The sequence below is a fragment of the Marinobacter sp. CP1 genome (assembly GCF_001266795.1).
Classification (GTDB): Bacteria; Pseudomonadota; Gammaproteobacteria; order Pseudomonadales; family Oleiphilaceae; genus Marinobacter; species Marinobacter flavimaris.
The window spans coordinates 74,039-100,644 of sequence record NZ_CP011929.1 but is presented as its reverse complement, the minus strand read 5'-3'; the positions used below and the strand labels follow the sequence as shown (position 1 = coordinate 100,644).

The window sequence follows — 26,606 nt, the reverse complement described above, 5'->3', positions numbered from 1 at the left end:
GGAGACCAAGCGTGTTCGAGCTGTTGAAAGCCGGTGGCATTCTGATGGTGCCAATTGTTGCCTGCTCCATTCTGGCGCTGGCCATCATTCTGGAGCGTTTCTGGACCCTTCGCGCCTCCAGGGTCGCGCCCCCCCAGACCATCAATGAGTTATGGCGCTGGATCAAGAAGAAAGAACTCAATGGCCGGAAACTGAAAGCCCTGCAGGGGTCATCACCCCTGGGCCGGATTCTTGCCGGTGGCCTGCTTAACGCCAAGCATGGCCGCGAAATCATGAAAGAAAGCATCGAGCACGAGGCAAGCCAGGTCATCCATGATCTGGAGCGTTTCCTTAACCCGCTGGGCACCGTTGCGACGATCACCCCTCTGCTGGGACTGCTTGGTACCGTCATTGGCATGATCAAGGTATTTGCCGAGATCCAATTGGCCGGGGTTGGCAACGCCGGCAACCTCGCCGGTGGTATTTCTGAAGCGCTTATTACTACGGCCGCTGGCCTGAGCGTCGCCATCCCGGCACTTATCTGCCACCGCTACTTTATCCGGAGAGTGGATGAGCTGGTCGTCGGCATGGAGCAGGAAGCGATCAAGCTGGTTGAGGTAGTGCACGGAGACCGCGAAATCGACGTGGAAGGAGCCTGAACGCCGTGAAGTTCAAGCGCCAGAGGAGCCAGGAAGTCGGGGTAGACCTGACGCCACTGATCGACGTGGTGTTTCTGCTGCTGATTTTCTTTATGGTTTCCACGACCTTTACCCGCGAGAGCCATCTGCAGGTTGAATTGCCTGAGGCCAGCGGCGAGCCTGCGCCGGCATCCGAAGTGCAGCAGATTGACGTGGTGATCAATGCCGAGGGGCAGTACATCCTGAACGACCGCACATTGGTCAATAATCGGCGGGAAACCCTTGAGCGGGGTGTCCGTGAACTGGCTGAAGGCAATAACTCGCTTCCGTTCATCATTACCGCTGACGCCCGCACACCCCATGAATTTGTGGTTCGTGCCATGGACGTTGCCGGACGCCTGGGGTTCGCCAAGCTCAGTATCACCACTGAGCGGGAGGCTGAGAGCCAGTGAAGGTACCCGAGCCTTTGCCAGACCCTGCGGCCGGCCTGCCGGCGGGCAGCTGGGAAACCTACAAACGCCTGCTCGCCTATGTGAAGCCCTTCCTGCTGGCCTTCTCTCTGGCGGTCCTCGGTAACATCATCTATGCCGCCGCATCGACGGGCATGGCGGCGGCCATGGAATACGTTATTGCGGCTATCGAGAATCCGACCGAGCAGAATCGTCTGATGCTGACTCTGGTTATCGTTGGCGTGTTCGCATTCCGTGGGCTGGGCACCTTCCTGAGCCAGTACTTCATCAGCTATGTCGGTCGCCAGGTCATCAATGCGCTCCGTAACGATGTGTTTGATCGACTGATGACACTGCCTTCCCGCTATTTCGATGACAACGCGGCGGGACGGCTGGTGTCCAAGCTTACCTTTAACGTCGAGCAGGTGGCGGAGGCGACAACCAACGCCGTGACTATCACGCTCCGCGAAGGTCTGACCATCGTCGGTCTGCTGGGTTACATGTTCTACACCAACTGGAAACTCACGCTGATTTTCCTGGCGGTAGGGCCGCTTATTGCCGCGGTTGTAAGCTATGCCAGCAAGCGCTTCCGCAAGATCAGCAAACGTATCCAGGGCTCCATGGGTGATATTACCCACGTGGCCTCTGAATCCATTACCGGCTACCGGGTTGTTCGTACGTTCGGAGGTGAGGATTACGAACGCCAGCGTTTTCAAGAGGTTAATAACAAAAACCTCAAGCAAAGTCTGAAGATGGCGTCGACTCAGGCGATCAGTGTTCCAGTGATTCAGGTGCTGGTGGCCATCGCGATTGCCGGGCTAGTCTGGATGATGCTGGCGCCGGAAATTCGTGGTGAGATGACCACCGGCCAGCTGGTGGCATTCATTACGGCGGCGACGACCATGGCCAAGCCCATCCGCCAGGTCACCTCTGTTCACGCCAAGATCCAGAAGGGCGTTGCAGCGGCTTACGATGTGTTCGAAACCATCGACGAGTCGCCGGAGCAGGATCCGGGCACGTATTCGCCGGATCGCGTTGAAGGCGACATCGAGTTTGACGAAGTGGCGTTTCGGTACCGTGACCAGTTGGACAATGTGCTGGAAGGCATATCCCTCAGCATTCCTGCCGGGCAGAGTGTGGCTCTGGTTGGGCGTTCCGGCAGCGGTAAATCCACCTTGGTGAGCCTGTTGCCGAGGTTCTATGAGTACACCGGCGGAGATATCCGAATCGACGGGCACTCGTTGCGCGATTTCTCCCTCAAGGCCCTGCGTAAACAGATCGCTCTGGTAACCCAGAACGTTGTCCTGTTCAACGACACCATCGCTGCGAATATCGCCTATGGTGCCTTGAGAGACTGCACACCGGAGGAAATCCGCGAGGCCGCCGCCAAGGCTCATGCGCTCGAATTTATTGACCGTATGCCCGAGGGACTGGATACCATGATCGGTGACAACGGGGTCATGCTTTCCGGTGGGCAGCGACAGCGGCTCGCCATCGCCCGGGCGCTGCTCAAGAACGCCCCGATTCTGATCCTTGATGAGGCGACATCGGCGCTGGATACGGAATCTGAACGCCACATCCAGGAAGCGCTGGAAACGGTTATGCAGGGCCGTACCACTCTGGTCATTGCGCATCGCCTGTCCACCATCGAGAAAGCGGACCGAATCCTGGTGATGGACAATGGCCGCATCGCCGAATCCGGCCGCCACGACGAACTCCTTGCCGCTGGCGGCGCTTACGCTCAATTGCACCAGATGCAGTTCAGCGAGCAGTCATGAGCGCGGTGCAATCTGCCATGAGTTCGCTGGTTGAGCGTCTCTGGTATGGAAGGAAGCGCCCTCTGGCTTTTCTGGCACCGCTGTCTTGGCTGTACCGGAGCATCGCGGAAGCCCGCCGTCGGGCCGCCTGGGATGCGAGAGATGCGTCGCTCCCGGTTCCGGTCATTGTGGTTGGCAACATCACTGCCGGTGGAACCGGCAAATCGCCGCTCACCGCCTGGCTGGTTTCCGCACTGGCATCCGATGGCTGGCGGCCGGTTATTCTCAGCAGGGGTTATGGTGGCGATGCTGTCCAGTACCCGCTGGAAGTTGCGGCGGAGACCAGTCCTTCCGAAGCCGGTGACGAGCCTGTCATGCTGGCGCTGAGCACCGGGTGCCCGGTTGTTGTTGATCCGCGCCGCCGACGGGGCGCCGATTACGCTCTTGAGAAAAACCTGGGTGATGTGCTGATTTGTGACGACGGCCTTCAACACTACAAGTTGCCCAGAGACCTGGAGCTGTCGGTATTTGATGGGCAAAGGGGCATCGGTAACGGCGCCTTGATCCCCGTTGGCCCGCTTCGGGAGCCGGTTTCGCGACTGACTTCTGTGGACTTTGTTATTGTAAATGGCAAAGAGCTTTCAGAGCAGGCCATGGAAAGCTTTGTTGGCATTGACCACCCTGCGATATTTTCCATGATTCTTGAGCCTGCAACCCTTGTTCACCTGAAAACAGGGGAGTCGAGAGCCGTTGGCGATCTCAGGGGCAAGGCCGTGAGGGCTGTGGCCGGGATCGGAAACCCGGCCCGGTTTTTCGATACACTCAGAACCCTTGGCGCCGACGTTACCGAGGCGGCCTTTCCGGATCACCATCGTTTCCGTCCCGAGGATCTGAACAGTGATACCGATGAGTTGATAGTCATGACCGCAAAAGACGCGGTGAAATGCCGGGAATTTGCACCCGATAATGCCTGGAGCCTCACCGTTGAGGCCAGATTGCCGGGACCGTTCCGGGACGCGTTTCTGGCCCGGGTTCGCCAATGTTCCGAGCCGTTAACTTCCTGATATCAAGTGAGTAAGCAACATGGATAAAAAACTGTTGGCGCTGTTGGCCTGTCCGGTGTGTAAGGGCGACCTGAAACTCAACGAGGACAGAACCGAGCTGGTCTGTTACCAGGACGCCATGGCGTTCCCGATCCGCGAGGGGATTCCTGTGATGTTGGCTACCGAAGCCCGGACGCTCTCTACTGATGAGCGTCTGCACAAGCGCTAAACCCAAGTCAGCCAAGTGGTTATTACATGTCTTTTACCGTTGTGATTCCGGCCCGCTATGCGTCCAGCCGCCTTCCGGGCAAGCCTCTGGCAGACATTGCCGGCAAGCCGATGATCCAGCATGTCTGTGAGCGTGCCGCGGAAAGCCGTGCAGACAGGGTCGTTGTCGCCACAGACGATGATCGGATCCGGACCGCATGCGAAGGCTTCGGTGCAGAAGTGGTCATGACATCACCCAATCACGCCAGCGGCACAGACCGCCTTGAGGAGGTTGCACGGGTGCTGGGTTTCGGTCCGGATCATCGGGTCGTTAACGTGCAGGGTGACGAGCCCCTGATCCCGCCCGAACTGATCAACCAGGTGGCCGACAATCTGGAGTTTTATCCTGAAGCTGCCATTGCCACACTGTGTGAGCGGATCCACGATCCGGAGCACGTGTTCAATCCCAATGTGGTCAAGGTGGTGTTCGATCACAGGGGGATCGCCCATTATTTCAGCCGTGCGCCGATCCCGTGGGCCAGGGATCAGTGGCGGGAGGGCACACCTCTGACGGGGCTGGACACCGCCTTGCCGGATAATGTCGGATATTTCCGGCATATCGGCATCTATGGTTACCGTGCTTCCGTCCTGGCCGAGTTTGTCAGCTGGGCGCCTGCGCCGACCGAGGTAACCGAATCTCTGGAACAGTTGAGGGCGCTCTATAACGGTGCCCGTATTCACGTGGATGTGGCCGCGGTCAACCCGCCGGGCGGCGTTGATACCGATGCCGATTTGCACAGGGTCCGAGGCTGGCTGGAGAAGAGGAATAGCGAGAATGGCTGAACCGGTAAACGTTCTTTTCGTGTGCCTGGGCAACATCTGTCGATCGCCCAGTGCTGAAGGTGTGTTTCGCTCACTGGTGGAACAGGCGGGCCTTGCAGAGCAGGTCCACATCGACTCCTGCGGCACCGGTGACTGGCACATTGGCAAGAGTCCTGACGCCCGCGCCCAGGAGGCTGCCCGGCGCCGGGGTATCGACATCAGTGGATTACGGGCCCGCCAGTTCAGTCCGGAGGATCTGGACACCTTTGACTACGTGCTGGTGATGGATCGCCAGAACCTGGCGGACATCAAGGACGTATGGCATCAGAATGGCGGCACCCGGCCAGCCCTGTTTCTGGAGTTCGGTCAGTCGGCCCATCAGGAAGTGCCAGATCCCTATTACGGTGGTGACGCAGGTTTTGAAACCGTGCTTGACCTGATCCAGGAAGCCGGCGAGGGCCTGCTGGCGGACATCCGGGGGCGCCTGGCTTGAGTCAGCAGCCGGAAATTCGGGAAAACATAGAGCTGGAGGCGCTGAATACCCTGCACGTGCCGGCGAAAGCCCGTTTTTATGTCGAAGCTCACACCGCAGATGAGCTGGTCAGGTCCCTGGACTGGGCCTCATCGGAGGATCAGGAAGTCCTGATTCTGGGGGGCGGCAGTAACCTGGTGTTCGCGGGTGACTTCGCGGGGCTGGTGGTGCGTCTGGCGATTCGTGGTCGCCGTTGGGAGCACATTGAGGACCACAGGGCGACCCTGGTGCTTGGTGCGGGTGAAAACTGGCATGAGGCGGTCCTGTATGCTGCCCGGGCCGGTTATCGCGGTATCGAGAATCTGGCGCTTATCCCGGGCACGGCCGGAGCGGCGCCCGTCCAGAATATTGGTGCCTATGGTGTCGAGCTCGGCGATTGCCTGGAATCCGTCACCGCACTGGATCGCAATTCGGGTGAGCTGGTTGTTCTCGATAACGCCCAGTGCCGTTTTTCCTACCGCGACAGCCTGTTCAAACAGACTCCGGGTCGCTATGTGATCACCGAAATCCGTTTGGGTCTGTCCCGCTCACGTCCTCTGGTGCTCGGATATCGGGATCTCCGGGAGTACCTCGGTGATACAGCGGAAACCGCCCTCGACCCTTTGCATGTTGCAGAGGCCGTAATGGCCATTCGCCGACGAAAGTTGCCGGACCCGGATATGATTCCGAACGCAGGAAGTTTCTTCAAGAACCCGGTGGTTGACGGAGAAACGTTCGAGGCACTCAGCGAGCGGCACCCGGATATTGTGGCTTATCCTCAGGAGCAGGGGGTCAAACTGGCAGCGGCCTGGCTGATCGATCAGAGTGGCTGGAAAGGCTTCCGGAATGCCCGGGTGGGCGTGCATAACCGACAGGCGCTGGTTCTGATTAACCACTCGGGCGGCACAGGTGCCGACATACTGGAGCTTGCCAGAGAAGTTCGTCAGTCAGTAGTTGACCGGTTTGGTGTCACCCTGGAAATGGAGCCAGGGATTGTGGGTGGTTCGGGAAGGGAGAATCCCTGACGGCACCGCATTATGCAAGTGCCGTCAGAGGCTTGTCCGCGTATGCGGACAGCGATCAGAGCCCTTTTCGGGGCGATGCGTTGACCAGGAATGGCAGCGCTTCAGCCACCGGTACATCCTGTTTTTCCGCATCCTTTCTGCCTTTGTACTCCAGGGTTCCGGCTGCCAGACCACGCTCGGAAACCACGAACCGGTGAGGGATACCAATCAATTCCATATCGGCAAACTTCACGCCCGGGCGCTCTTTGCGGTCGTCCAGAAGCACATCGTAACCGGCCTGGCGCAGCTGTTCGTAAAGCTTTTCGCCGGCCTCGGCAACGGTCGGTGACTTATGGGCGTTCAGGGTAACAATGGCCACCTGGAAAGGCGCAATGGCATCGGGCCAGATGATGCCGTTGTCATCGTGGTTCTGTTCAATGGCTGCGGCAACAACCCGGGAAACACCCAGGCCGTAACAGCCCATGTCCATAATCACGGTTTTCCCGTTCTCATCGAGAACCGTGGCGTTCATGGCAGTGCTGTACTTGTTGCCAAGTTTGAAGATGTGGCCCACTTCAATGCCGCGCCGGATCTCCAGAGTGCCCTTGCCATCCGGGCTGGGGTCGCCCTCAACCACGTTGCGCAGGTCTTCCACCCGTTCAAGCGCAGCGTCTCTCTCCCAGTTCACGCCGGTAAGGTGGAAGCCTTCCCGGTTGGCGCCGCAGACAAAGTCAGCCAGATGCGCGGCACTGCGGTCCACAATGACGGGCACGTTGAGGTTTACCGGTCCGATAGATCCGGGCTTGCAGCCGACAGCCTGTTCGATTTCCTCATCGGTGGCCATTGTCAGAGGCTCGGCAACGCCGGCCAGGTTTTCGGCCTTGATCTCGTTCAGGGTGTGATCGCCCCGCAGAACCAGTGCAACCAGCCCGGAGCTGCCGTCTTCGTCGGCTTCCGCCTTCACCAGCAGGGTTTTGACCGTGCGGGTGGCGTCAATGCCCAGCAGTTGTGATACCGCGTCGATGGTTTTCTGGTCCGGCGTGGCGACTTCTTTCATTTCCTCGACCGGAGCAGGGCGGGTGCCGCTCGGGGCTACTGCTTCTGCTTTCTCGATGTTGGCCGCGTAATCGCTCCCGGTGCTGAACACGATGTCATCTTCACCCGAAGATGCGAGCACATGGAACTCGTGGGATGCGCTGCCACCAATGGCGCCGGAGTCCGCCTGTACCGCACGGTAATCCAGGCCGAAACGGTCGAAAATGGCGCAGTAGGTGCGGTGCATCAATTCGTAGGTTTCGTTCAGGGACTCGGCGTTCAGATGGAAGGAATAAGCGTCCTTCATCAGGAATTCCCGGGCGCGCATCACGCCAAACCGGGGGCGACGCTCGTCCCGGAATTTGGTCTGGACCTGGTAGAAGTTGGCTGGCAACTCCTTGTAGCTGCTGATCTCATTCCGGATCAGGTCGGTAATGACCTCTTCGTGGGTCGGTCCGAAACAGAAATCACGGCCATGACGGTCTTTCATTCGTAGCAGTTCGCCGCCGTACTGGGTCCAGCGTCCGGATTCCTCCCAGAGTTCGGCCGGCTGGACCGCAGGCATCAACACTTCCTGAGCGCCACTCTTGTCCATTTCTTCGCGAACGATTCGCTCGACCTTGCGCAGGGTACGCAGGCCCATTGGCAACCAGGTGTATAGCCCGGCGGCCAGTTTGCGAATCATGCCGGCACGCAACATCAACTGATGACTGATGATCTCGGCGTCGGCGGGGGTCTCTTTCTGGGTGGCAATCAGGTAGCGGCTTGCTCGCATCGTGTCTTCCGTTTGTAATAAATCTGAAGTGTTAGACTAATGGACAGGCGGCGGTTGGCCCGCCGGAGCCTTTATTTGTCGTAAAGTGGCCGTTATTGTACGGAGCCTGTTGCACAAGGTACAGATGATGACCGACGAATCTATTGATGTCGCCCCGCGGCGCCGGCCGGTTCAGGCCCGCAGCCGGGAGCGCGTCAACACCATCCTTCGCCATGCCGCCGCCATTTTTCATGAGACCGGTGTCGATGCTGCGAGCATGTCAGCCATTGCCCGACAATCGGGCATGTCGCTGGCTTCTCTCTACCGCTACTTTCCCAACAAGGCGGCCATCGTCCATGCCATTGCCGAACAGCACGTGGAGAAGATGGAGCGGGCTCTGCGGGAACGGTTGCAGGAACTGAACCTCAGCGATGCGGTAGACGTTCTCATCGATCAGTTTTATGAGTTCTATCGCCACGAGCCCGCCTACTCGGCGATCTGGAGTGGTGTAGAGGCAATGCCTGAGCTGAGGGAGCTGGATCTGAGAGAGCTGTACACCAACGCCCGCGATCTGGACCGGAAACTCAAAGAGGAGTGTCCCCGGATTCCTGATGATCGGCGCTGGACCGCAAGCCTTTTGCTGCCAAGGTCCGCCGGCACTGTCCTCCGGCTGGCGGTAACTCTGCCCGACGCCCAGGGTCGACAACTGGTGGAGGAACTCAAATGTATGGCAAGGGCTTACGTCCGCGAGCTCGTCGCCTGAGTCAGGAAAGGTATCCCAATGGCAGGGCAGTACTGTCGATCACTCGCCGGAGCACGAAGCTGGAGTGCACGCCGCTGACGCCCTGAATGCGGGTAATGCGGTTCAGCAGGAAATGGTGGTAATGGTCCATGTCCGGTACCACCACCTTCAGCATGTAATCGGCGTCCTGGCCGGTAATAAGGTAGCACTCCTGCACCTCCGGGTACTCGGCAACCTGCTCTTCAAACGCCGCGAAACGCTCGGGTGTATGCCGATCCATGCCAATCAGGATGATTGCCGTCAGAGAAAGGCCAAGTTTCTTGTGGTCCAGAATGGTGACGGTTCTGACGATGATACCGGCATCCTCCAGTGCCCGCACACGACGGAGACAGGGCGAAGGGGATAGCCCGACTTTCTCAGCCAGCTCCTGGTTGGTCAGGGAGCCATCCTGCTGGATCTGTTCGAGGATTCGGCGGTCCATCTTGTCAATTCTGGCGAGGGTTTTCTTGTTTTCGGTCATAAAATTCCAAGAATGGCGTTTATCAGGCAATTTATAGGTTAGAAAATACGCTTCCCCGCTCAAGTTCGCAATCAAATACCAGCTTTTTCGCGTTAACCTGTACCCATCAAAGAATTCACTTCTGAAACCGCAAGGAATTACACGCATGGCTTTCGATCATCGCAAATACGTTGCGTTCAAACCTGTTGCCAAAACCGATCGTCGCTGGCCGGACAAGGTCATCGAGAAGGCGCCAACCTGGTGTGCCGTAGATCTTCGGGATGGTAATCAGGCACTGGTGAAGCCCATGTCTGTTGCCCAGAAAACGCGGATGTTCGAATTGCTGGTGAAGTTGGGTTTCAAGGAAATCGAGATTGGCTTTCCCGCTGCCAGCCAGCCGGATTTCGATTTCTGCCGCAAGCTGATTGAAGAAAATCGCATCCCTGAGGATGTGAAGATACAGGTGCTGACCCAGGCCCGTCCTGAGCTGATCGAGCGTACCTATGAAGCATTGGCCGGCGCCCGAAAGGCAATCGTGCATGTCTACAATTCTACTTCCACGGTTCAGCGGGAGCAGGTGTTTGGTCTGGATCGTGACGGTATCAGGGACATTGCCGTCAACGGAGCCAAACTGGTTCGCGACATCGCCGCGCGCCACCCGGAGACCGAGTGGACGTTCCAGTATTCACCGGAGAGCTTTACCGGTACCGAGCTGGATTTCGCCGCAGAAGTGATTGATGCCGTGAGTGAGGTCTGGCGTCCGGAAGAGGGCCAGCCGATGATTATCAACCTGCCTGCCACCGTTGAAATGGCGACACCCAACGTGTTTGCGGACCAGATCGAGTGGATTTGCGACAACATCCAGCGCCGTGAACACATCAGCATCAGCGTGCATACCCACAATGATCGCGGCTGTGCCGTAGCCGCCGCCGAACTGGCGGTAATGGCAGGGGCCGATCGGGTCGAGGGCACATTGATGGGGAACGGTGAGCGCACCGGCAACATGGATCTGGTGACCATGGCCATGAACCTTTACTCCCAGGGCATTGATCCCACGCTGGATCTGTCGGGCATGGCAGAGATCACCGAAGTGGTCGAGGCCTGTACGGAGATTTCCACCCATCCACGCCATCCCTACGCCGGCGAACTGGTGTTCACCGCCTTCTCAGGCAGCCATCAGGATGCCATTCGCAAGTGTCTGGCGCGCCGCAAGGATGGCGAAACCTGGAACGTCGCGTATCTGCCCATCGACCCGTTCGATGTTGGTCGCCGCTATGAGGAAGTGGTTCGCATCAACAGTCAGTCTGGCAAGGGCGGTGTCGCCTATGTACTGGAGCGGGATTACAACATCAGTCTGCCACGCTGGTTGCAGATCGAGTTCAGCAAGGTGGTCCAGAGAGAGGCGGAAACCAACGGTGGCGAGATTGACTCACTGACCATTCATCGCCTGTTCGAGGATCGCTATCTGAAAGTCCACGCCGACTGGGCGCTGCGCTCCTACGACCTGCACCGGGACGAAGAGGGTGTGCATGCCGAGGTGTCGGTGGGTCGCGATGCATCGCCGGTTCGTCTGGATGGCCATGGGCTGGGCGCAGTGGAGGCCGTATCTGAGGCGCTGGAGAAGCGCTTTGGTATCTCCATTGCTGTCGAGGCTTACGACGAGTTTGCGCTGGGTGAGGGCACCAATGCCAACGCACTGGCCTGTATTCGCTTGACCGCAAGCGGTATGCATTGCAGCGCTGCGGCACTGGCCGAAGACACAACATCTGCTACCTTGCAGGCCTTGTTTTCGGCAGTCGCCCAGGCAGTGGGTATCGAAATGCCTGAGACGGAAGCGGAACCTGAAACGGCGGGTGCCTGAAAAACCTGCCGTCCTGACGACACAAGCCGGCACGAATGCCGGCTTGTTGGTTTTCCGATGCCCGTGAGGGGCAAAGGACGGAGCGTATACCCTTAGACCGGGGTAACGTTTTCCGCCTGCGGGCCTTTCGGGCCCTGTGTTACGGTGAACTGCACCTGCTGGCCTTCGGTCAGGGTGCGGAAACCGCTTGCATTGATTGCGCTGTAGTGTACAAACACGTCGCTGCCACCGTCCTGAGCAATGAAGCCAAAGCCTTTGGACTCGTTAAACCACTTAACGTGGCCGGTTTTAGTATCGGACATTGATCTTTCCTGTCTTTCTGTAATTTGCCCTCACGGGACCTTCAAAATTCCACATGGAATCGTTGCTGAGAAATCCAGAGAGTACTGAGGAAGGGGCAACGAAGAGCACTTCGGCAGGACGTTGAAACGCATTCACCAAATACCGCTGTATTTTCACAGCAATTTCAGTATAGACCGACTTTGGGGGGCGTCAACGAAATTTTTGCAGCTTTCGTGAAGGTTTTATTGCCGGCAAAAACAACAGGTTGGGATTTGATTGGGCAAAAATTGCCCGCCCCCGGTTCGGGCGGGGCGGGCAGCTTTCACGGTGGCTCTGTCAGCGGCGGAACTGCTCGCTGATTTCTTCCAGAATGGCAGGGTCATCAATGGTGCTGGGCACCGAGTATTCCTCGCCATCGGCAATCTGGCGGATGACCCGTCTGAGGATCTTGCCGGAACGGGTCTTGGGCAGGCGATCAACCACCAGGGCGCGGCGGAAACAGGCGATGGCGCCAATCTTGTCTCGAACCATCTCCACCAGCTCGTCTTCCAGTTCGTCATGGTCGATGGTTGCGCCGTCCTTGATCAGAACCAGCCCTATGGGGATTTGCCCTTTCATATCATCGTGCGCACCCACGACGCAGCACTCGGCTATGGCCGGGTGGGAAGCGACGACTTCCTCCATCTCACCGGTAGAGAGCCGGTGGCCAGCGACATTGATAACGTCATCGGTACGGCCCATAACGAACACGTACCCGTCATCGTCAATGAAGCCGCCGTCGCCGGAGCTGTAGAATCCGGATATCGGTTCCAGGTAGGTTTTGCGGAATCGCTCATCGTCGCCCCAGACTGTCATCATACAGCCGGGTGGCAGTGGCAGTTTTACAGCAATCTGACCCTGCTCGCCGGCGGGCATCTGGCTGCCGTTCATGTCCACTACCTGCACGTTGTAGCCAGGGGAGGGAACGGTTGCCGAACCTGGTTTGGTCGCCATTAACTCGATTCCCACCGGATTGCAGCAAATGGCCCAACCGGTTTCGGTCTGCCACCAGTGGTCGAGAACCGGCAGGCCAGTGTGCTCTTTCAGCCACTCATAGGTGGCGGGATCGAGTCGCTCGCCGGCCAGGAACAGTCTTTTCAGTGAACTGATGTCGTAGCGTGAAAGCTGGTCTGCTTCCGGATCTTCCTTGCGGACGGCCCGGAATGCGGTCGGGGCAGTGAACAGCATGTTCACTTTGTGATCCTGAACCACTCGCCAGAAGGCGCCGGCATCCGGTGTTTTCACCGGCTTGCCCTCGTACATGATGGTCGTGCAACCCGCAAACAATGGCGCGTAGACGATGTAGCTGTGGCCGACGACCCAGCCAACGTCAGAGGCAGCCCAGTAAACATCGCCGGGTTTGGCGTCGTAGACCAGCTTCATGCTGTAGTTCAGCGCAACCGCATGACCACCGTTGTCGCGCACCACACCTTTGGGTTTACCGGTGGTGCCTGAAGTGTAAAGAATATAGAGCGGGTCTGTTGATTTGACGGGCACCGGGTCGGCTGGTTCGGCCGTTTCCATCAATTCGTTCCAGTCGTGGTCACGGCCAGCCTGAAGTTCGGCCTGTACCTGTTGGCGCTGGTAAACGATGCAGGTTTCCGGTTTGTGGCTGGCCTGATCAATGGCCTTGTCGACCAGGGGCTTGTACTCGATCACACGGGTGACTTCGATTCCACAGGAAGCGGTAATCACAGCCTTCGGTTTGGCGTCATCGATGCGAACCGCAAGCTCATGGGCTGCAAAGCCGCCGAAGACCACAGAATGAATGGCGCCAATCCGGGCGCAGCCGAGCATTGCAATGACGGCTTCCGGAATCATCGGCATGTAGATGATGACCCGGTCGCCCTTGGTGATGCCACGGTCTTTGAGGGCTCCAGCGAACCGGGCCACTTCATCGGTCAGCTCGTTGTAGGTGTAGGAGCGCTGGGTATCGGTAACCGGAGAATCGTAGATCAGGGCTTTCTGGTCGCCACGCCCTGCACGGATGTTGGCATCCAGTGCCACATCGCAAGTGTTCAGGGTGCCGTCGGGGAACCACTGCCCGTGCCCATTGTCGGTTGGCTGCCAGATGGTTTTCGGCGGTTCGATCCAGTCAATTTTTTCCGCCTGTTCACGCCAGAATTCGTCCGGTTTGTCTATCGACCGCCGGAACTCTGAGTGGTAGTCCATACATTCCACCTCATCGTGCCTGTTGTTGTTTTAATACGTTTCCTGACAACTTTAGGCCGTTTGAAATCATGGACTAGTAGACCATTGGCTTAGTCTCGGGGGTCTAGGGGCCAGTTTCTTCTGCAGATTTGACCGAAGTCACCTTCGCAGTCATTTCACCCCGTGCAACGCGGGCTGAGATGGTGTCGCCGGGGTTAACGTTTGAGGCATCCCGAAGAATGTTCCCGTTGTTGTCGCGCACGATGGAATAACCCCGTCCAAGGGTCGCAAGGGGGCTGACCACATTCAGAGTCTGCGCCGCATGTTCCAGGTTGTCGCGACGCTGTTTCAGGTCCTGCTGCATTACCGAAACCAATCGCTCGCTCACGCGCCGCAGCGCGTCTTGGCTATCCGAGAGCTGGCGGTGCGGCGACTGCATGACCAGTCTCTGGCGCAGGTGATCATTGCGCACGCCAACGGTTGTCAGGCGCTGTCGAATAGCTTTACGGAGGCGCAGTTCAAGCTCATCCATTCGCTGGGCTTTCTCCAGAAGCTCCCTTCTTGGGTCGCGCAACCGGGCGCTCAGATGTCCGAGCTGGGTGCCCAGGCGCTTCAGGGCCAGGCCCATGGCGTTGGACAGGCGGAATTCCCGGTCTCTTAGCTGTTTAAGCCAGTCTGACTGGTCCGGCGAAATCTTTTCGGCGGCCGCGGAGGGCGTCGGGGCCCGAAGATCAGCCACGAAATCGGCAATGGTTACATCCACCTCGTGACCAACCGCACTGACCGTGGGGATCCGGCAAGCGGCAATCGCGCGGGCGACCGCTTCTTCATTGAAGCACCAGAGATCCTCCAGAGAGCCACCGCCACGGCCGATAATCAGGACATCGGCAACGCCGTGGTTCTGTGCGGCTTCGATGGCTCGTACGATGTCAGCGGTAGCCGCCTTGCCCTGAACGGCAGTGGGGTAGAGCGTTACGGGTATAGCGGGGCACCGCCGGGCGAGAACGGTGAGTATGTCGTGGATCGCGGCGCCGGTGGGTGAGGTGACGACACCGATGTGCCTGGGCAGTGAGGGCAGCGGTTTCTTGCTGGCCTGTTCAAACAGTCCTTCGGCCAGCAATTTCCGCTTGAGCTCCTCGAAGGCCTGTTGGAGGGCGCCGAGCCCCGCAGGTTCGACGTGTTCAACGATAATCTGGAAGTCGCCGCGGTTCTCGTAAAGAGTGACCTTGCCGCGGATCCGGACCTGATCGCCCTCTTTCGGTGGTGTGCGGATGCGCTGGTTCATGCCCCGGAACATGGCGCATCGCACCTGGCATTTCCGGTTTTTCAGGGAAAAATACCAGTGGCCGGACGAGGGGCGAGAAAATCCGGAGAGTTCACCTTCCACCCACACCTGCATAAAGCTCGATTCCAGAAGATGTCTGGCCTGGTGGTTGAGCTCGCTGACGCTGAGTGCCCGGGGGCGGGTGTCCTGAAGATGCGGCGTCGCCGGTCCTGATCCGTCGTTATACATACGCAATAGCCGAAAAGAGGGAGGGTAAAAATAGCGAAATTTCAAAAAGATGCAATCGAACCTTAAAAAAGGGCCGGTTTACTGTCTTCGAGAGCCCCATTATAATAGATCGATTAAGGATTTTGCTTTGTCGTACCGCCGCGGGTACGGCACGGAAATTCCCAACTTAGCACGATCAAAAGGCGGATCCCAATGCTGCGAATTGCCGAAGAAGCCCTCACATTTGATGACGTTCTGCTGGTTCCCGGATATTCAGAAGTGCTGCCCCACGAGGTTAGCCTGCAAACCCAGCTGACCAAGGGTATCACCCTCAACATTCCTCTTCTGTCTTCCGCCATGGATACCGTTACCGAGGCAGAATTGGCCATCGCCATGGCTCAGGAAGGCGGTATCGGCATCATGCACAAGAACATGACCGTTGAGCAACAGGCGGCAGCCGTCCGCAAGGTCAAGAAGTTCGAGAGTGGCGTGGTGAAGGATCCGATTACAGTTTCGCCCGAGACAACGGTTCGCGAACTGGTAGATATCACCATGGCGAACAGCATCTCCGGTCTTCCGGTGGTGGACGGCCACGACCTGATCGGTATCGTCACTGGCCGCGACATCCGTTTTGAAAGCCGGATGGACACGCTGGTTCGGGATATCATGACGCCCAAGGAAAAGCTGGTTACGGTCAAGGAAGGCGCCTGTCTCGAGGAAGTGAAAGAGCTGCTGCATCGCCATCGGATCGAGAAGGTTCTGGTCGTTAACGATAACTTCGAGCTGCGCGGCCTGATCACGGTCAAGGATATCCAGAAGGCGAAAGATTACCCGCTGGCGTGTAAAGACGATCAGGGTCGTTTGAGAGTTGGCGCGGCCGTGAGCACCGGTGGCGACACCGAAGCCCGCATTACCGCACTGGCCGAAGCCGGGGTCGACGTGATCGTGGTGGATACCGCTCACGGTCATTCCCGTGGTGTGATGGAACGCGTGCGCTTCATCAAGAAGAATTTCCCCGATGTGCAGGTGATTGGCGGCAACATCGCCACGTCACATGCGGCGCTCGCCCTGGCGGAAGCCGGCGCGGATGCAGTAAAGGTAGGCATTGGCCCCGGTTCCATCTGCACCACCCGTATTGTGGCGGGTATTGGCGTGCCCCAGATTTCTGCGGTCTCCAACGTGGCAGCAGCGCTGAAAGAGCACGGAGTCCCGGTTATCGCTGATGGCGGTATCCGTTTCTCCGGTGATATTGCCAAAGCCATCGCCGCAGGCGCCCATAGCGTCATGATCGGTAGCCTTTTGGCAGGTACCGATGAGGCACCTGGCGAAGTGGAGCTGTTCCAGGGCCGCAGTTACAAGGCCTATCGCGGCATGGGTTCCATCGGCGCCATGGGGCAGGGCTCCAGCGATCGTTACTTCCAGGACGCCAGTAAGGGTATCGAGAAACTGGTTCCTGAAGGCATCGAAGGCCGCGTTGCCTGCAAAGGTCCGATGCGTAACATCGTTCACCAGCTGGTTGGTGGCCTGCGGGCTGCCATGGGCTACACCGGTAGCGCCACCATGGAAGAAATGCGCACCAAGCCTGAATTCGTGCGCATCACCAACGCGGGTATGCGTGAGAGCCATGTGCACGATGTGACCATCACCAAAGAATCGCCCAACTACCGTATCGGTTAACCATTGCCCTACCAGACGCGGCCCCCAGAGGGCCGCGTTGTTTATTCAGCCCCGAGGACTCCATGGCCCAGAACATCCACGACCACCGCATCCTGATTCTCGATTTCGGTTCCCAGTACACCCAGCTGATTGCCCGCCGTGTTCGCGAGATCGGCGTTTACTGTGAGATCAAAGCGTTCGATATCACCGATGACGAGCTTAATGAGTTCAATCCGAAGGGGATTATTCTTGCAGGCGGTCCGGAGTCGGTAACTCAGCTGGGCGGTCCCCGGGCGCCGGAAGGGCTGTTTGACCGCGGTATCCCGATTCTCGGCATCTGCTACGGCATGCAGACTATGGCAGAGCAGCTTGGAGGCCGCGTTGCCAGTTCCGAGAAACGCGAGTTCGGTTATGCCCAGGTGAAGGTTCGCGCCAAGGGTCCGCTGCTGGCGGATATCACGGATCATCTGACGCCGGCTGGTGAGTCGCTGCTGGACGTGTGGATGAGCCACGGTGACAAGGTGGTGGCGATGCCTGAAGGCTTCGAGCTGCTGGCCTCCACCGAGAGCGCGCCAATTTCCGCGATGCAGGATCTCAGCCGGAACCTGTACGGCGTCCAGTTCCACCCCGAAGTAACCCACACCCTGCAGGGTAAGCGGATTCTCGAGCATTTCATCCTGACTATCTGCAAATGCGAAGCCCTCTGGACGCCGGCCAAGATCGTCGATGATGCGGTTCAGCAAATTCGCGAGCAAGTCGGCAGCGACAAGGTGTTGCTGGGCTTGTCGGGTGGCGTCGATTCCTCGGTGACGGCAGCACTGCTGCACCGGGCAATCGGTGATCAGCTCACTTGTGTGTTTGTGGACAACGGTCTCCTGCGCCTTCATGAAGGCGACCAGGTGATGGACATGTTCGCCAGCAACATGGGCGTAAAAGTGATTCGGGTTGATGCCGAGGACCTGTTCCTGTCGAAGCTCAAAGGGGTCAATGATCCAGAGCAGAAACGTAAGATCATAGGCAATACCTTTATCGACGTGTTCGACGATGAAGCGGCCAATATCAAGGACGTGAACTGGCTGGCACAGGGCACGATCTATCCGGACGTGATCGAGTCTGCTGCGTCCAAGACCGGCAAGGCGCACGTTATCAAGTCCCACCACAATGTGGGCGGCCTGCCGGAAACCATGAAAATGAAGCTGGTGGAGCCGCTGCGGGAGCTGTTCAAGGATGAGGTGCGCCGGATCGGCCTTGAGCTTGGTTTGCCCTACGACATGGTGTACCGCCACCCGTTCCCGGGGCCGGGTCTGGGCGTGCGTATTCTCGGTGAAGTGAAAAAGGAATATGCCGATATTCTGCGCCGCGCGGACGCCATTTTCCTGGAAGAGCTTCACCGTGCGGATTTCTACCACAAGACCAGTCAGGCCTTTGCAGTATTCCTGCCGGTCAAGTCGGTTGGCGTGGTAGGTGACGCCCGCCGCTACGAATACGTGGTGGCTCTTCGTGCTGTTGAAACCATCGATTTCATGACCGCCCGCTGGGCGCATCTGCCTTACGATCTCCTTGAGACCGTTTCCAACCGGATCATCAATGAGATCACCGGTGTATCCCGGGTGACCTACGATGTTTCGTCCAAGCCGCCCGCAACCATCGAGTGGGAATAATCGACGGGTGAGCCGGTCCGATGTCTGAGGCGACGCCGGAAGACGAGCGCTGGATGAATCGCGCGCTCCAGCTGGCTGGTGAGGCTGCAGCAAAGGGGGAAGTGCCTGTCGGTGCCGTGGTGGTTCTGGATGGCAAGGAAATCGGCGCGGGTTTTAACGCGCCGATTTCCGGTTGCGATCCCACGGCCCATGCCGAAATCAGGGCGCTGCGCGATGCCGCCGCCCGGGTGGGCAATTATCGGCTGCCGGATGCCACGCTTTACGTTACTCTGGAGCCCTGTACCATGTGCGTGGGTGCTATCGTCCACGGCAGAATCAGTCGGCTTGTCTATGGGGCACGTGAGCCCAAGGCCGGTGCAATAGAGTCTGCACGCCGGACACTCGAAGAGCCCCATCTGAACTGGGACGTGACCGCCGTTGGCGGCGTCTTGTCAGATCAGTGCAGCCAGGTGATCAGTGAGTTTTTCAGTCGGCGACGGGCAGAGATCCGGCGTCTGCGCAAACAGAATTCAGGGAAGGAGTAGTTTTCGCCTATGAAAGTCCTCGTTACCGGCGGAGCCGGATATATTGGCAGTCACGTGGTCCGTCAACTGGGCCAGGCCGGTCACGATATCGTTGTTTTCGATAACCTCTCCACTGGCTACCGCTGGGCGGTCACCGCCGGCGAACTGGTGGTCGGGGATCTGGCCGACGAAGCGGCAATCGAAGATCTGTTCTCCCGTCACCGATTTGAGGCGGTTCTGCATTTCGCGGCCAATATTGTGGTGCCGGAGTCTGTCGCCAACCCCCTGAAGTACTACAGCAACAATACCCGCAATACCCTGAACCTCCTGAAAGCGGTCGAAAAGCACGAAGTGCCCTACATGGTGTTTTCCTCCACCGCGGCCGTCTATGGTATGCCCGAGCAGACGGTGCTCACCGAGGGTCTGCCGCTGGCCCCGATCAACCCCTACGGTGCGTCCAAGATGATGAGCGAGCGGATGATCATGGATCTGGCCGCAGCCTCCAGCCTCAATTATGTGATTCTCCGTTACTTCAATGTGGCAGGCGCGAACCCGGAAGGGCTGCTAGGGCAGGCCACACCTGAAGCCACGCATCTGATCAAGGTGGCCTGCGAGTGCGTCACAGGACAGCGGGAAGGCATGAGTGTCTTCGGCACCGATTACGATACCCGGGACGGCACCTGCATTCGCGACTACATCCACGTTGAGGACCTGGCCAAGGCCCACGTAATGGCGCTGGACTACATGGCAGAAGGTGGTCATTCGAAGGTCATGAACTGCGGTTATGGTCGCGGCTTCACGGTCCGGGAAGTGATTGATGTGGTCAAGGCGCAATCCGGCGTTGATTTTCCGGTCACGGAAACCGGCCGCCGCGCCGGCGACCCGGCAGCATTGATGGCGGACAACACACTTATCCGCCAGACCCTGGGCTGGCAGCCGGACTACGACAATCTGGATACCATTGTCGGCACAGCTCTGGCCTGGGAAGCGACCTGGCAGAAGAAAAAAGCTGAAGACACCCCATAACTTTTCTGTATTTGTATCGGGATTTAACGGATGAAAATAACGATTTTTGGAACCGGTTATGTTGGCCTGGTTACTGGTGCTTGCCTGGCGGATGTTGGCCACGACGTCCTCTGTATGGACGTGGACCAGGGCAAAATTGAAAAGCTCAAGAATGGCCAGATTCCCATCTATGAGCCGGGTCTCGACAATATCGTAAAGCACACCGTTGAGGCAGGCCGCCTGTCCTTCACAACCGATACCGAAGAGGCCGTTCGTCACGGCACACTCCAGTTTATTGCCGTGGGTACGCCCCCGGACGAAGACGGTTCTGCCGACCTCCAGTATGTCACCGCTGTAGCCCGTTCCATCGGCGAATACATGGAGGACTACAAGGTAGTCGTCGACAAGTCCACGGTGCCGGTCGGCACCGGCGACAAGGTCCGGACTGCGGTTCGTGCCCAGCTCGACCGTCGTGGCCTGGAACTGGATTTCGACGTGGTGTCCAACCCCGAGTTTCTCAAGGAAGGGGCGGCCATCAACGATTTCATGAAGCCTGACCGCATTGTTGTCGGTACCGACAGCGAGCGGGCTGCGGAACTGCTGCGGGAGGTCTACTACCCGTTCAACCGGAATCATGACCGCATGATATTTATGGACCTGCGGTCTGCCGAGCTCACCAAGTACGCGGCCAACTCCATGCTGGCCACCAAGATCAGCTTTATGAACGAAATCGCCAACCTGGCAGAGCGACTGGGCGCTGATATCGAAGCTGTGCGCCGGGGCATTGGTTCCGACCCGCGTATTGGTTATCACTTCATCTACCCTGGCTGCGGTTACGGCGGTTCCTGCTTCCCCAAAGACGTTCAGGCCCTGGCCCGAACTGCCAGCGACTGCGGTTACGAAGCACGCTTGCTGAATGCGGTTGAATCGGTTAACTACGCCCAGAAACACGTGTTGTTCGACAAGATCAGCCACTATTTTGGTGGTGATCTCAATGGCAAGGTCGTTGCGCTTTGGGGGCTGGCGTTCAAACCTAACACCGACGATATGCGCGAAGCTTCTTCCCGCACATTAATGGAAGATCTCTGGAAAGCCGGCGCCAGAGTGCAGGCTTTCGACCCGGAGGCCATGGAGGAAACCCAGCGAATCTACGGTGATCAGGAAGGCCTGACCCTGTGCGGCACGAAAGAGCAGGCGCTTAAAGGGGCAGATGTTCTCGCTATCTGCACCGAGTGGAAAGAGTTCCGGTCGCCAGACTTCGAATCCATTGCTGCGACCATTCGTGAACCTGTGGTCTTTGATGGCCGCAATCTCTACGAGCCGGAAATGCTGGATCGCTACGGCCTCATTTACTACGCCATTGGCCGTGGCCGCACCCAGTTCCACTCCGAGTAAACCCAGATAATCGGAGGATGAGTATGAGCGAACCGGCAGTTTTCCGGTTACACGAGCGACTGAAGGCCGACACAATTGGCCTTGGAAGCACCTCGCTTTGTGAAATCCGACTGATGAATGACAGCACCTGGCCTTGGGTGCTGTTGGTGCCGGCGGTCGCCGGCATCCGTGAGATCTACCAGTTGTCGGCGGACCAGCAGCACCAGCTGGTACGCGAGTCCTCCGCGCTCAGCGAAGCCATGATGGATGTCTTCGGCGGCGACAAGATGAACCTCGCAGCCCTTGGCAACATGGTGCCCCAGCTTCATCTTCATCATATCGTGCGGTTCGAAGGCGACCCGGCATGGCCGGGCCCGGTGTGGGGCAAGCAGGCGCCGGTTGCTTATTCCGATGAGGAACTGGAGCAGGTTCGCTCAAGACTGGCCCCGGTTCTTGCTGAGCTTGAGGCCGGTGTTTAGTTCGAAAGTGAGGTCAGTTGCGTTTCGCCAGAGTCTGGGAGCCGACCAGGATCATTCTGAGCTCGGTTTTCAGCTTGGCCTTCAGCTCATCACGTTCGGAAGCGGTTGCATCCAGCGCTTCTGCCCCCTGGTTGAAGACCAGCGTTACCATGGCCTCAGCCACCAGCCTGGCTTCTGAGAGGGGCTTGTTCTGCTCGTCGGCGATCCGCCGCAGGTCATCGGCCAGTTCGGTCACAAAGTGGTCAATCTCGGCCTTTACGGCTGTCCGAAAAGGCTTGGAAACCCCGGTCCTTTCCCGAAGCATCAGCCGGAACAGGTTGGCATTGTTGCCCAAGTACTCCATGAAGGTTTCTACAGAAGTGGAAATGGCGCTGCCACCATCACGGGCAATCCGCTTGCGGGCCTGACGCATTAGTTGTCTCAGGGCAACGCCGCCTTCGTCCACCAGAGCCAGGCCCAGTTCATCAAGCTCGGCAAAGTGCCGGTAGAAAGACGTGGGGGCGATTCCCGCCTCCCGGGCAACTTCCCGTAAACTCAGACTGCCAAAGCCCCGGTCCGCACTCAATTGCGAGAGCGCCGCATCCATCAGTGCCCGCCGGGTTTTCTGTTTTTGCTCCGCTCTGGTGGCCAAGTTCAGACTCCATCTGCTGGTAAAAAAGAAGCATTCTAGCCGGCTGCCAACCTGCAGTCATCCGACCGCTTGATTTGCGTGCTCGCACGCCTGATTTTCACCGCCATTGTGTTTATAATGGGCGGCTTTTCCGCTATGGTCGCACCATTTTTCAAGCGATCCAGAACACGCACCATATTTGAACACATTAAACGTAACGGGAACCGGTATGCGCAGTCATTATTGCGGTGGGATCAACGAATCCCACATCGATCAGGAAGTCACACTTTGCGGATGGGTACACCGCCGTCGTGACCACGGTGGGGTTATCTTCCTGGATCTGCGGGATCGGGATGGTATGTCTCAGGTTGTTGTGGATCCTGATACCCCTGAGAGCTTTGCGCTTGCGGAAAAAGTCCGTAGCGAGTTCGTGATCAAGGTCACCGGCCGGGTGCGTCGTCGTCCTGCCGGAACCGAGAACAACAACATGCCGACCGGGCAGGTTGAGCTTCTGGGTAAGGAGCTGACTATCCTGAACGCTGCGGCAACGCCGCCGTTCCCGCTGGATGAGCATGTCGACGTTGGCGAGGACGTGCGTCTGCGCTACCGGTTTGTGGACCTGCGTCGTCCGGAGATGATCAACCGCCTGCGTTTCCGTTCCCGGGTGACCAGTTATATCCGTAACTACCTCGACAGCAACGGCTTCATGGATGTCGAAACTCCTATCCTGACCCGTGCCACGCCGGAAGGCGCGCGGGATTATCTGGTGCCGAGCCGTACCCACGAAGGCTCCTTCTTCGCGCTTCCCCAGTCGCCCCAGCTGTTCAAGCAGCTGCTGATGGTGTCTGGTGTTGACCGCTATTACCAGATCGCCAAGTGTTTCCGGGATGAAGACCTGCGTGCAGATCGTCAGCCGGAGTTCACCCAGGTAGACATCGAGGCCTCTTTCATTGATGAAGAGACCCTGATGAAGCTGAACGAGGACATGATCCGGGCGCTGTTCAAGGACGTGCTGGAGGTTGAACTGCCGTGCTTCCCGCAAATGCCGTATGCGGAGGCAATGCAACGTTACGGCAGCGACAAGCCGGATCTGCGAATCCCGCTGGAGCTGCTGGATGTAAATGATCTGGTTGAAGGCGTGGACTTCAAGGTCTTCGCAGGTCCTGCCAAGGATCCGAAAGGTCGTGTGGCGGCTCTGCGTGTGCCGAAAGGCGGCGAGCTGACGCGCAAGCAGATTGACGACTACACCAAGTTTGTTGGTATCTACGGTGCCAAAGGTCTTGCCTATATCAAGGTCAATGACCTGTCCAAGGGCGTTGAAGGTCTGCAGTCTCCGATCATCAAGTTCCTGGGTGATGATGTTGCTCTGGCTATCATGGAGCGTGTGGGTGCCGAAGACGGCGACATCGTGTTCTTCGGCGCGGACAAAACCAACGTGGTCAATGAAGCCCTCGGCGCACTGCGGATCAAGATCGGTCACGATCTTGACATGCTGACTTCCGAGTGGGCGCCGCTCTGGGTTGTCGATTTCCCGATGTTCGAGGAAACTCCTGACGGCGGCCTGACCGCGATTCACCACCCGTTCACCGCGCCGTCCTGTAGTCCGGAAGATCTGGCCGCAGACCCCGCCAACGCGTTGTCCCGCGCCTACGATATGGTGTTGAACGGCACTGAATTGGGCGGCGGTTCCATCCGTATTCACGATGAGAAAATGCAGGAAGCGGTGTTCCGTATTCTGGGTATCGGTGAAGAGGAAGCCCGCGCCAAGTTCGGCTTCCTGCTGGATGCCCTGAAGTTTGGTTGCCCGCCCCATGGTGGTCTGGCGTTCGGCCTGGATCGCCTGGTCATGCTGATGACCGGGGCTTCGTCCATCCGTGACGTTATCGCATTCCCGAAAACCCAGAGTGCCACCTGTCTGATGACCCAGGCGCCGGGCGAAGTGGATGAGAAGCAGCTGCGTGAGTTGCATATCCGTCTGCGCAAGCCGTCAAAGCCGGTTGAAGGCAACAAGGCGGAAGCCGGTGAGGGCAACGAGTAAGTCAGTGATTTAAGGGAGGAGCTGTATGGCGGGTCACAGTAAGTGGGCCAACATCAAGCACCGCAAGGCGGCACAAGATGCCAAGCGGGGCAAGATCTTCACCAAAATCATTCGTGAGCTGACCGTGGCCGCGCGCCAGGGCGGGGGGAATCCCGATGATAATCCCCGCCTGCGCGCCGTCATCGACAAGGCGCTAACCGCCAATATGAAAAAAGACACCATCGAGCGCGCGGTTGAACGTGGCGCCGGTGGTGGCGATGATGACAACTACGAAGAGCTGACCTACGAAGGCTATGGCCCCGGTGGTGTGGCGATATTCGTGGAAGTCATGACCGACAACAAAAACCGGTCTGTGGCTGAAATCCGCCACGCGTTCAACAAGATGGGTGGCAATCTCGGTACCGACGGATCGGTTGCCTACCTGTTCAGCAAGCAGGGAATTATCAGCTACGGTCCGGAGTGGGAAGAGGACAGGCTGGTGGAAGCCGTACTCAGCGCCGGTGCCGAAGACCTTGCGGCCGAGGACGACGGTTCCTGGGAAATCGTAACCACACCCGAGCAGTTTCTGGACGTCAAGGAATCTCTGGTCAATGCGGGACTGGTGCCGGACAATGCTGAAGTAACCATGGTTCCATCCACGCGGGTTGAGCTGGATCGGGACGGCGCGGAAACCATCCTCAAGCTCATTGATATGCTCGAAGATCTGGACGATGTTCAGAATGTCTACCATAACGCGGATATCTCCGGCGACATCATGGAATCGCTTTGACCAGTCAGGAGCATTGATGTGGCGATAATTCTGGGCGTTGATCCGGGGTCACGAATTACCGGTTACGGCGTCATTCGGGCAGATGGTCGACACATCGAGTACATCGACAGTGGTTGTATCCGGGTGGGCGAGAAGCCCATGGCTGAACGCCTCCAGACCATATTCCAGAGCCTTGCCACCCTGATCGGAGAGTATCGGCCGGAAGAATTTGCCATCGAGCAGGTGTTCATGGCCCGCAATCCTGACTCGGCTCTGAAGCTCGGTCAGGCCCGCGGCGCGGCCATCGTCAGTGCCGCCAACAGTGGCTTGGCGGTTCATGAATACTCGGCGAGGCAGGTAAAGCAGGCGGTGGTCGGCAAGGGCGGCGCTGACAAATCTCAGGTTCAGCACATGGTTCAGGTGTTGCTTTCGCTTTCACGCAAACCCCAGGCGGATGCGGCCGATGCGCTCGCCATTGCCATGTGCCACGCCCACATGAGCCAGAGTATTCTGCGGGTGGCCAGTGGCGCGGGAAAAGTCCGAAGCGGTCGCGTGCGACAACAATAAACCGCTCCCAGGAGCGACAGGAGATTCAGCTTGATTGGTCGTATCCGAGGTATTCTGGTTGAAAAGGCTCCGGGCCAGGCGCTGGTTGAGTGCGCGGGCCTGGGCTATGAAGTCGACATCCCCTATACCACCTTCTTTCATCTGCCGGAGACCGGCGATGAAGTCACCCTGCACACCCATTTTGCCGTCCGAGAAGACGCCCAGAGCCTCTACGGCTTTGCTTCCAGCCTGGACCGGGACCTCTTCCGCCTGCTGATCAAGGTCAATGGGGTTGGCCCTAAGCTGGCCGTTGGCATTCTTTCCGGATTGGACGCACAGCAGTTCATTCGCTGCGTTGAGGATCGTGACTCCGCCTCACTGGTCAAGCTCCCCGGCGTTGGCAAGAAGACAGCAGAACGGCTTCTTATTGAAATGGCGGACCGGATAGGGCAACTTGAAGGTCAATTTGTGCCAACGTCGCCCGAGGCGACAGGCGTGGGGCAGCCGGGCGGACAAGGCCCCGCTGGCGGGCCGGCGGCCACTGAAGAGGCGGAAGCCGCACTGATCGCTCTGGGTTACAAGCCCCAGGAGGCTGCCAAGGCCATCAGCAAAGTGGCCGAGGAGGGAATGAGTAGTGAAACGCTCATCCGTCTGGCCCTGCGAAACATGATTCCGGCCTGATCGTCAGAACCTGTCGCGAACCTGTAGAGAGCGTAACGTG

At 58.3% G+C, this 26,606-nt stretch carries 26 protein-coding genes; 20 read left to right on the top strand and 6 right to left on the bottom strand.

Features of this window, described 5'->3' with window-relative positions:
* Positions 1-11 precede the first annotated feature (11 nt).
* The 8 genes from ACP86_RS00480 to murB are packed head-to-tail and all read left to right on the top strand — an operon-like array spanning position 12 to position 6,431.
* A complete protein-coding gene (locus ACP86_RS00480) occupies positions 12-638 on the top strand; it encodes a MotA/TolQ/ExbB proton channel family protein (RefSeq protein WP_008169179.1) in 627 nt (208 codons plus the stop codon).
* 5 nt (positions 639-643) lie between these two features.
* Positions 644-1,069 (top strand): ExbD/TolR family protein, encoded by a 426-nt coding sequence (locus tag ACP86_RS00475; protein WP_014577411.1) that lies wholly within the window; start codon positions 644-646, stop codon positions 1,067-1,069.
* Positions 1,066-2,844, top strand: coding sequence for a lipid A export permease/ATP-binding protein MsbA (gene msbA / locus ACP86_RS00470; RefSeq protein ID WP_082220527.1), 1,779 nt, complete (start codon positions 1,066-1,068; stop codon positions 2,842-2,844). Before ACP86_RS00475 ends, msbA begins: the two co-directional genes overlap by 4 nt.
* Positions 2,841-3,887: a tetraacyldisaccharide 4'-kinase gene (gene lpxK, locus ACP86_RS00465; protein ID WP_053112215.1), complete on the top strand. Its 1,047-nt coding sequence runs from the start codon at positions 2,841-2,843 to the stop codon at positions 3,885-3,887. Before msbA ends, lpxK begins: the two co-directional genes overlap by 4 nt.
* Positions 3,888-3,906: 19 nt before the next feature.
* On the top strand, positions 3,907-4,095 hold the full coding sequence (locus tag ACP86_RS00460; protein ID WP_008169170.1) for a Trm112 family protein: 189 nt from the start codon (positions 3,907-3,909) through the stop codon (positions 4,093-4,095).
* Between the two features lie 26 nt (positions 4,096-4,121).
* Positions 4,122-4,916: a 3-deoxy-manno-octulosonate cytidylyltransferase gene (gene kdsB, locus ACP86_RS00455; protein WP_053112213.1), complete on the top strand. Its 795-nt coding sequence runs from the start codon at positions 4,122-4,124 to the stop codon at positions 4,914-4,916.
* The gene (locus tag ACP86_RS00450; RefSeq protein WP_053112211.1) at positions 4,909-5,388 is read left to right on the top strand and encodes a low molecular weight protein-tyrosine-phosphatase; all 480 of its coding nucleotides are present in this window, start codon (positions 4,909-4,911) and stop codon (positions 5,386-5,388) included. Before kdsB ends, ACP86_RS00450 begins: the two co-directional genes overlap by 8 nt.
* Positions 5,385-6,431: a UDP-N-acetylmuramate dehydrogenase gene (gene murB / locus ACP86_RS00445; protein ID WP_053112209.1), complete on the top strand. Its 1,047-nt coding sequence runs from the start codon at positions 5,385-5,387 to the stop codon at positions 6,429-6,431. Before ACP86_RS00450 ends, murB begins: the two co-directional genes overlap by 4 nt.
* A 55-nt stretch (positions 6,432-6,486) precedes the next feature.
* Here murB and ACP86_RS00440 read toward each other — a convergent pair whose 3' ends face one another.
* Positions 6,487-8,220 carry a proline--tRNA ligase gene (locus ACP86_RS00440; RefSeq protein ID WP_053112207.1) on the bottom strand — a complete coding sequence of 578 codons (1,734 nt, stop codon included), beginning with the start codon at positions 8,218-8,220 and terminating at the stop codon, positions 6,487-6,489.
* A gap of 127 nt (positions 8,221-8,347) precedes the next feature.
* Here ACP86_RS00440 and ACP86_RS00435 point away from each other — a divergent pair, with 127 nt between their 5' ends.
* Positions 8,348-8,962, top strand: coding sequence for a TetR/AcrR family transcriptional regulator (locus tag ACP86_RS00435; RefSeq protein WP_041646252.1), 615 nt, complete (start codon positions 8,348-8,350; stop codon positions 8,960-8,962).
* Position 8,963: 1 nt separating this feature from the next.
* Here the strand turns inward: ACP86_RS00435 and ACP86_RS00430 are convergent, their stop codons facing one another.
* Positions 8,964-9,461, bottom strand: coding sequence for an Lrp/AsnC family transcriptional regulator (locus ACP86_RS00430; protein ID WP_053112205.1), 498 nt, complete (start codon positions 9,459-9,461; stop codon positions 8,964-8,966).
* Positions 9,462-9,606: 145 nt separating this feature from the next.
* On the opposite strand from ACP86_RS00430, the gene leuA reads away from it, so the two are divergent.
* Positions 9,607-11,301, top strand: a complete 1,695-nt coding sequence (gene leuA / locus ACP86_RS00425; protein ID WP_053112203.1) for a 2-isopropylmalate synthase — start codon at positions 9,607-9,609, stop codon at positions 11,299-11,301.
* 92 nt (positions 11,302-11,393) lie between these two features.
* On the opposite strand, the gene ACP86_RS00420 is transcribed toward leuA, so the two are convergent.
* From ACP86_RS00420 to xseA, 3 genes are all read right to left on the bottom strand, one after another.
* A complete protein-coding gene (locus ACP86_RS00420; RefSeq protein ID WP_008169155.1) occupies positions 11,394-11,603 on the bottom strand; it encodes a cold-shock protein in 210 nt (69 codons plus the stop codon).
* Between the two features lie 316 nt (positions 11,604-11,919).
* Positions 11,920-13,794: a propionyl-CoA synthetase gene (locus ACP86_RS00415; protein ID WP_053112201.1), complete on the bottom strand. Its 1,875-nt coding sequence runs from the start codon at positions 13,792-13,794 to the stop codon at positions 11,920-11,922.
* A 103-nt stretch (positions 13,795-13,897) separates the two neighbouring features.
* Positions 13,898-15,286 (bottom strand): exodeoxyribonuclease VII large subunit, encoded by a 1,389-nt coding sequence (gene xseA / locus ACP86_RS00410; protein WP_053112199.1) that lies wholly within the window; start codon positions 15,284-15,286, stop codon positions 13,898-13,900.
* A gap of 192 nt (positions 15,287-15,478) precedes the next feature.
* Between xseA and guaB the strand changes: the two genes are divergently transcribed.
* The 6 genes from guaB to ACP86_RS00380 all read left to right on the top strand — a co-directional run bounded on the left by guaB (position 15,479) and on the right by ACP86_RS00380 (position 21,943).
* Positions 15,479-16,942, top strand: coding sequence for an IMP dehydrogenase (gene guaB / locus ACP86_RS00405; RefSeq protein WP_008169151.1), 1,464 nt, complete (start codon positions 15,479-15,481; stop codon positions 16,940-16,942).
* A 62-nt stretch (positions 16,943-17,004) separates the two neighbouring features.
* On the top strand, positions 17,005-18,582 hold the full coding sequence (gene guaA, locus ACP86_RS00400) for a glutamine-hydrolyzing GMP synthase (RefSeq protein ID WP_053112197.1): 1,578 nt from the start codon (positions 17,005-17,007) through the stop codon (positions 18,580-18,582).
* Between the two features lie 20 nt (positions 18,583-18,602).
* The gene (gene tadA, locus ACP86_RS00395) at positions 18,603-19,106 is read left to right on the top strand and encodes a tRNA adenosine(34) deaminase TadA (protein WP_014577399.1); all 504 of its coding nucleotides are present in this window, start codon (positions 18,603-18,605) and stop codon (positions 19,104-19,106) included.
* 9 nt (positions 19,107-19,115) lie between these two features.
* A complete protein-coding gene (gene galE / locus ACP86_RS00390; RefSeq protein WP_053112195.1) occupies positions 19,116-20,111 on the top strand; it encodes a UDP-glucose 4-epimerase GalE in 996 nt (331 codons plus the stop codon).
* A 30-nt stretch (positions 20,112-20,141) separates the two neighbouring features.
* Positions 20,142-21,485, top strand: a complete 1,344-nt coding sequence (locus ACP86_RS00385) for a UDP-glucose dehydrogenase family protein (protein WP_053112193.1) — start codon at positions 20,142-20,144, stop codon at positions 21,483-21,485.
* A 17-nt stretch (positions 21,486-21,502) separates the two neighbouring features.
* Positions 21,503-21,943 (top strand): HIT domain-containing protein, encoded by a 441-nt coding sequence (locus ACP86_RS00380; protein ID WP_094182508.1) that lies wholly within the window; start codon positions 21,503-21,505, stop codon positions 21,941-21,943.
* Between the two features lie 13 nt (positions 21,944-21,956).
* Here the strand turns inward: ACP86_RS00380 and fabR are convergent, their stop codons facing one another.
* The gene (gene fabR, locus ACP86_RS00375) at positions 21,957-22,574 is read right to left on the bottom strand and encodes an HTH-type transcriptional repressor FabR (protein WP_008169141.1); all 618 of its coding nucleotides are present in this window, start codon (positions 22,572-22,574) and stop codon (positions 21,957-21,959) included.
* 208 nt (positions 22,575-22,782) lie between these two features.
* Here fabR and aspS point away from each other — a divergent pair, with 208 nt between their 5' ends.
* From aspS to ruvA, 4 genes are read left to right on the top strand one after another with little or no spacing between them, the layout of a single operon-like run.
* Positions 22,783-24,591: an aspartate--tRNA ligase gene (gene aspS, locus ACP86_RS00370; RefSeq protein WP_053112189.1), complete on the top strand. Its 1,809-nt coding sequence runs from the start codon at positions 22,783-22,785 to the stop codon at positions 24,589-24,591.
* A 25-nt stretch (positions 24,592-24,616) separates the two neighbouring features.
* Complete coding sequence (locus tag ACP86_RS00365; protein WP_053112187.1) at positions 24,617-25,360, top strand: YebC/PmpR family DNA-binding transcriptional regulator; 744 nt, start codon at positions 24,617-24,619, stop codon at positions 25,358-25,360.
* An 18-nt stretch (positions 25,361-25,378) separates the two neighbouring features.
* Entirely contained in the window at positions 25,379-25,906 is a 528-nt protein-coding gene (gene ruvC / locus ACP86_RS00360) for a crossover junction endodeoxyribonuclease RuvC (protein ID WP_014577393.1), read from the top strand.
* 30 nt (positions 25,907-25,936) lie between these two features.
* Complete coding sequence (gene ruvA, locus ACP86_RS00355; RefSeq protein WP_053112185.1) at positions 25,937-26,566, top strand: Holliday junction branch migration protein RuvA; 630 nt, start codon at positions 25,937-25,939, stop codon at positions 26,564-26,566.
* Positions 26,567-26,606: the final 40 nt, after the last annotated feature.

Excerpts from the sequence above, each read along its gene's own strand:
- lpxK (WP_053112215.1), top strand. The coding sequence starts at position 2,841 with ATGAGCGCGGTGCAATCTGCCATGAGTTCGCTGGTTGAGCGTCTCTGG.
- ACP86_RS00460 (WP_008169170.1), top strand. The coding sequence starts at position 3,907 with ATGGATAAAAAACTGTTGGCGCTGTTGGCCTGTCCGGTGTGTAAGGGC.
- kdsB (WP_053112213.1), top strand. The coding sequence starts at position 4,122 with ATGTCTTTTACCGTTGTGATTCCGGCCCGCTATGCGTCCAGCCGCCTT.
- ACP86_RS00450 (WP_053112211.1), top strand. The coding sequence starts at position 4,909 with ATGGCTGAACCGGTAAACGTTCTTTTCGTGTGCCTGGGCAACATCTGT.
- ACP86_RS00440 (WP_053112207.1), bottom strand. The coding sequence starts at position 8,220 with ATGCGAGCAAGCCGCTACCTGATTGCCACCCAGAAAGAGACCCCCGCC.
- ACP86_RS00435 (WP_041646252.1), top strand. The coding sequence starts at position 8,348 with ATGACCGACGAATCTATTGATGTCGCCCCGCGGCGCCGGCCGGTTCAG.
- ACP86_RS00430 (WP_053112205.1), bottom strand. The coding sequence starts at position 9,461 with ATGACCGAAAACAAGAAAACCCTCGCCAGAATTGACAAGATGGACCGC.
- leuA (WP_053112203.1), top strand. The coding sequence starts at position 9,607 with ATGGCTTTCGATCATCGCAAATACGTTGCGTTCAAACCTGTTGCCAAA.
- ACP86_RS00420 (WP_008169155.1), bottom strand. The coding sequence starts at position 11,603 with ATGTCCGATACTAAAACCGGCCACGTTAAGTGGTTTAACGAGTCCAAA.
- ACP86_RS00415 (WP_053112201.1), bottom strand. The coding sequence starts at position 13,794 with ATGGACTACCACTCAGAGTTCCGGCGGTCGATAGACAAACCGGACGAA.
- xseA (WP_053112199.1), bottom strand. The coding sequence starts at position 15,286 with ATGTATAACGACGGATCAGGACCGGCGACGCCGCATCTTCAGGACACC.
- guaB (WP_008169151.1), top strand. The coding sequence starts at position 15,479 with ATGCTGCGAATTGCCGAAGAAGCCCTCACATTTGATGACGTTCTGCTG.
- guaA (WP_053112197.1), top strand. The coding sequence starts at position 17,005 with ATGGCCCAGAACATCCACGACCACCGCATCCTGATTCTCGATTTCGGT.
- tadA (WP_014577399.1), top strand. The coding sequence starts at position 18,603 with ATGTCTGAGGCGACGCCGGAAGACGAGCGCTGGATGAATCGCGCGCTC.
- galE (WP_053112195.1), top strand. The coding sequence starts at position 19,116 with ATGAAAGTCCTCGTTACCGGCGGAGCCGGATATATTGGCAGTCACGTG.
- ACP86_RS00385 (WP_053112193.1), top strand. The coding sequence starts at position 20,142 with ATGAAAATAACGATTTTTGGAACCGGTTATGTTGGCCTGGTTACTGGT.
- ACP86_RS00380 (WP_094182508.1), top strand. The coding sequence starts at position 21,503 with ATGAGTATGAGCGAACCGGCAGTTTTCCGGTTACACGAGCGACTGAAG.
- aspS (WP_053112189.1), top strand. The coding sequence starts at position 22,783 with ATGCGCAGTCATTATTGCGGTGGGATCAACGAATCCCACATCGATCAG.
- ACP86_RS00365 (WP_053112187.1), top strand. The coding sequence starts at position 24,617 with ATGGCGGGTCACAGTAAGTGGGCCAACATCAAGCACCGCAAGGCGGCA.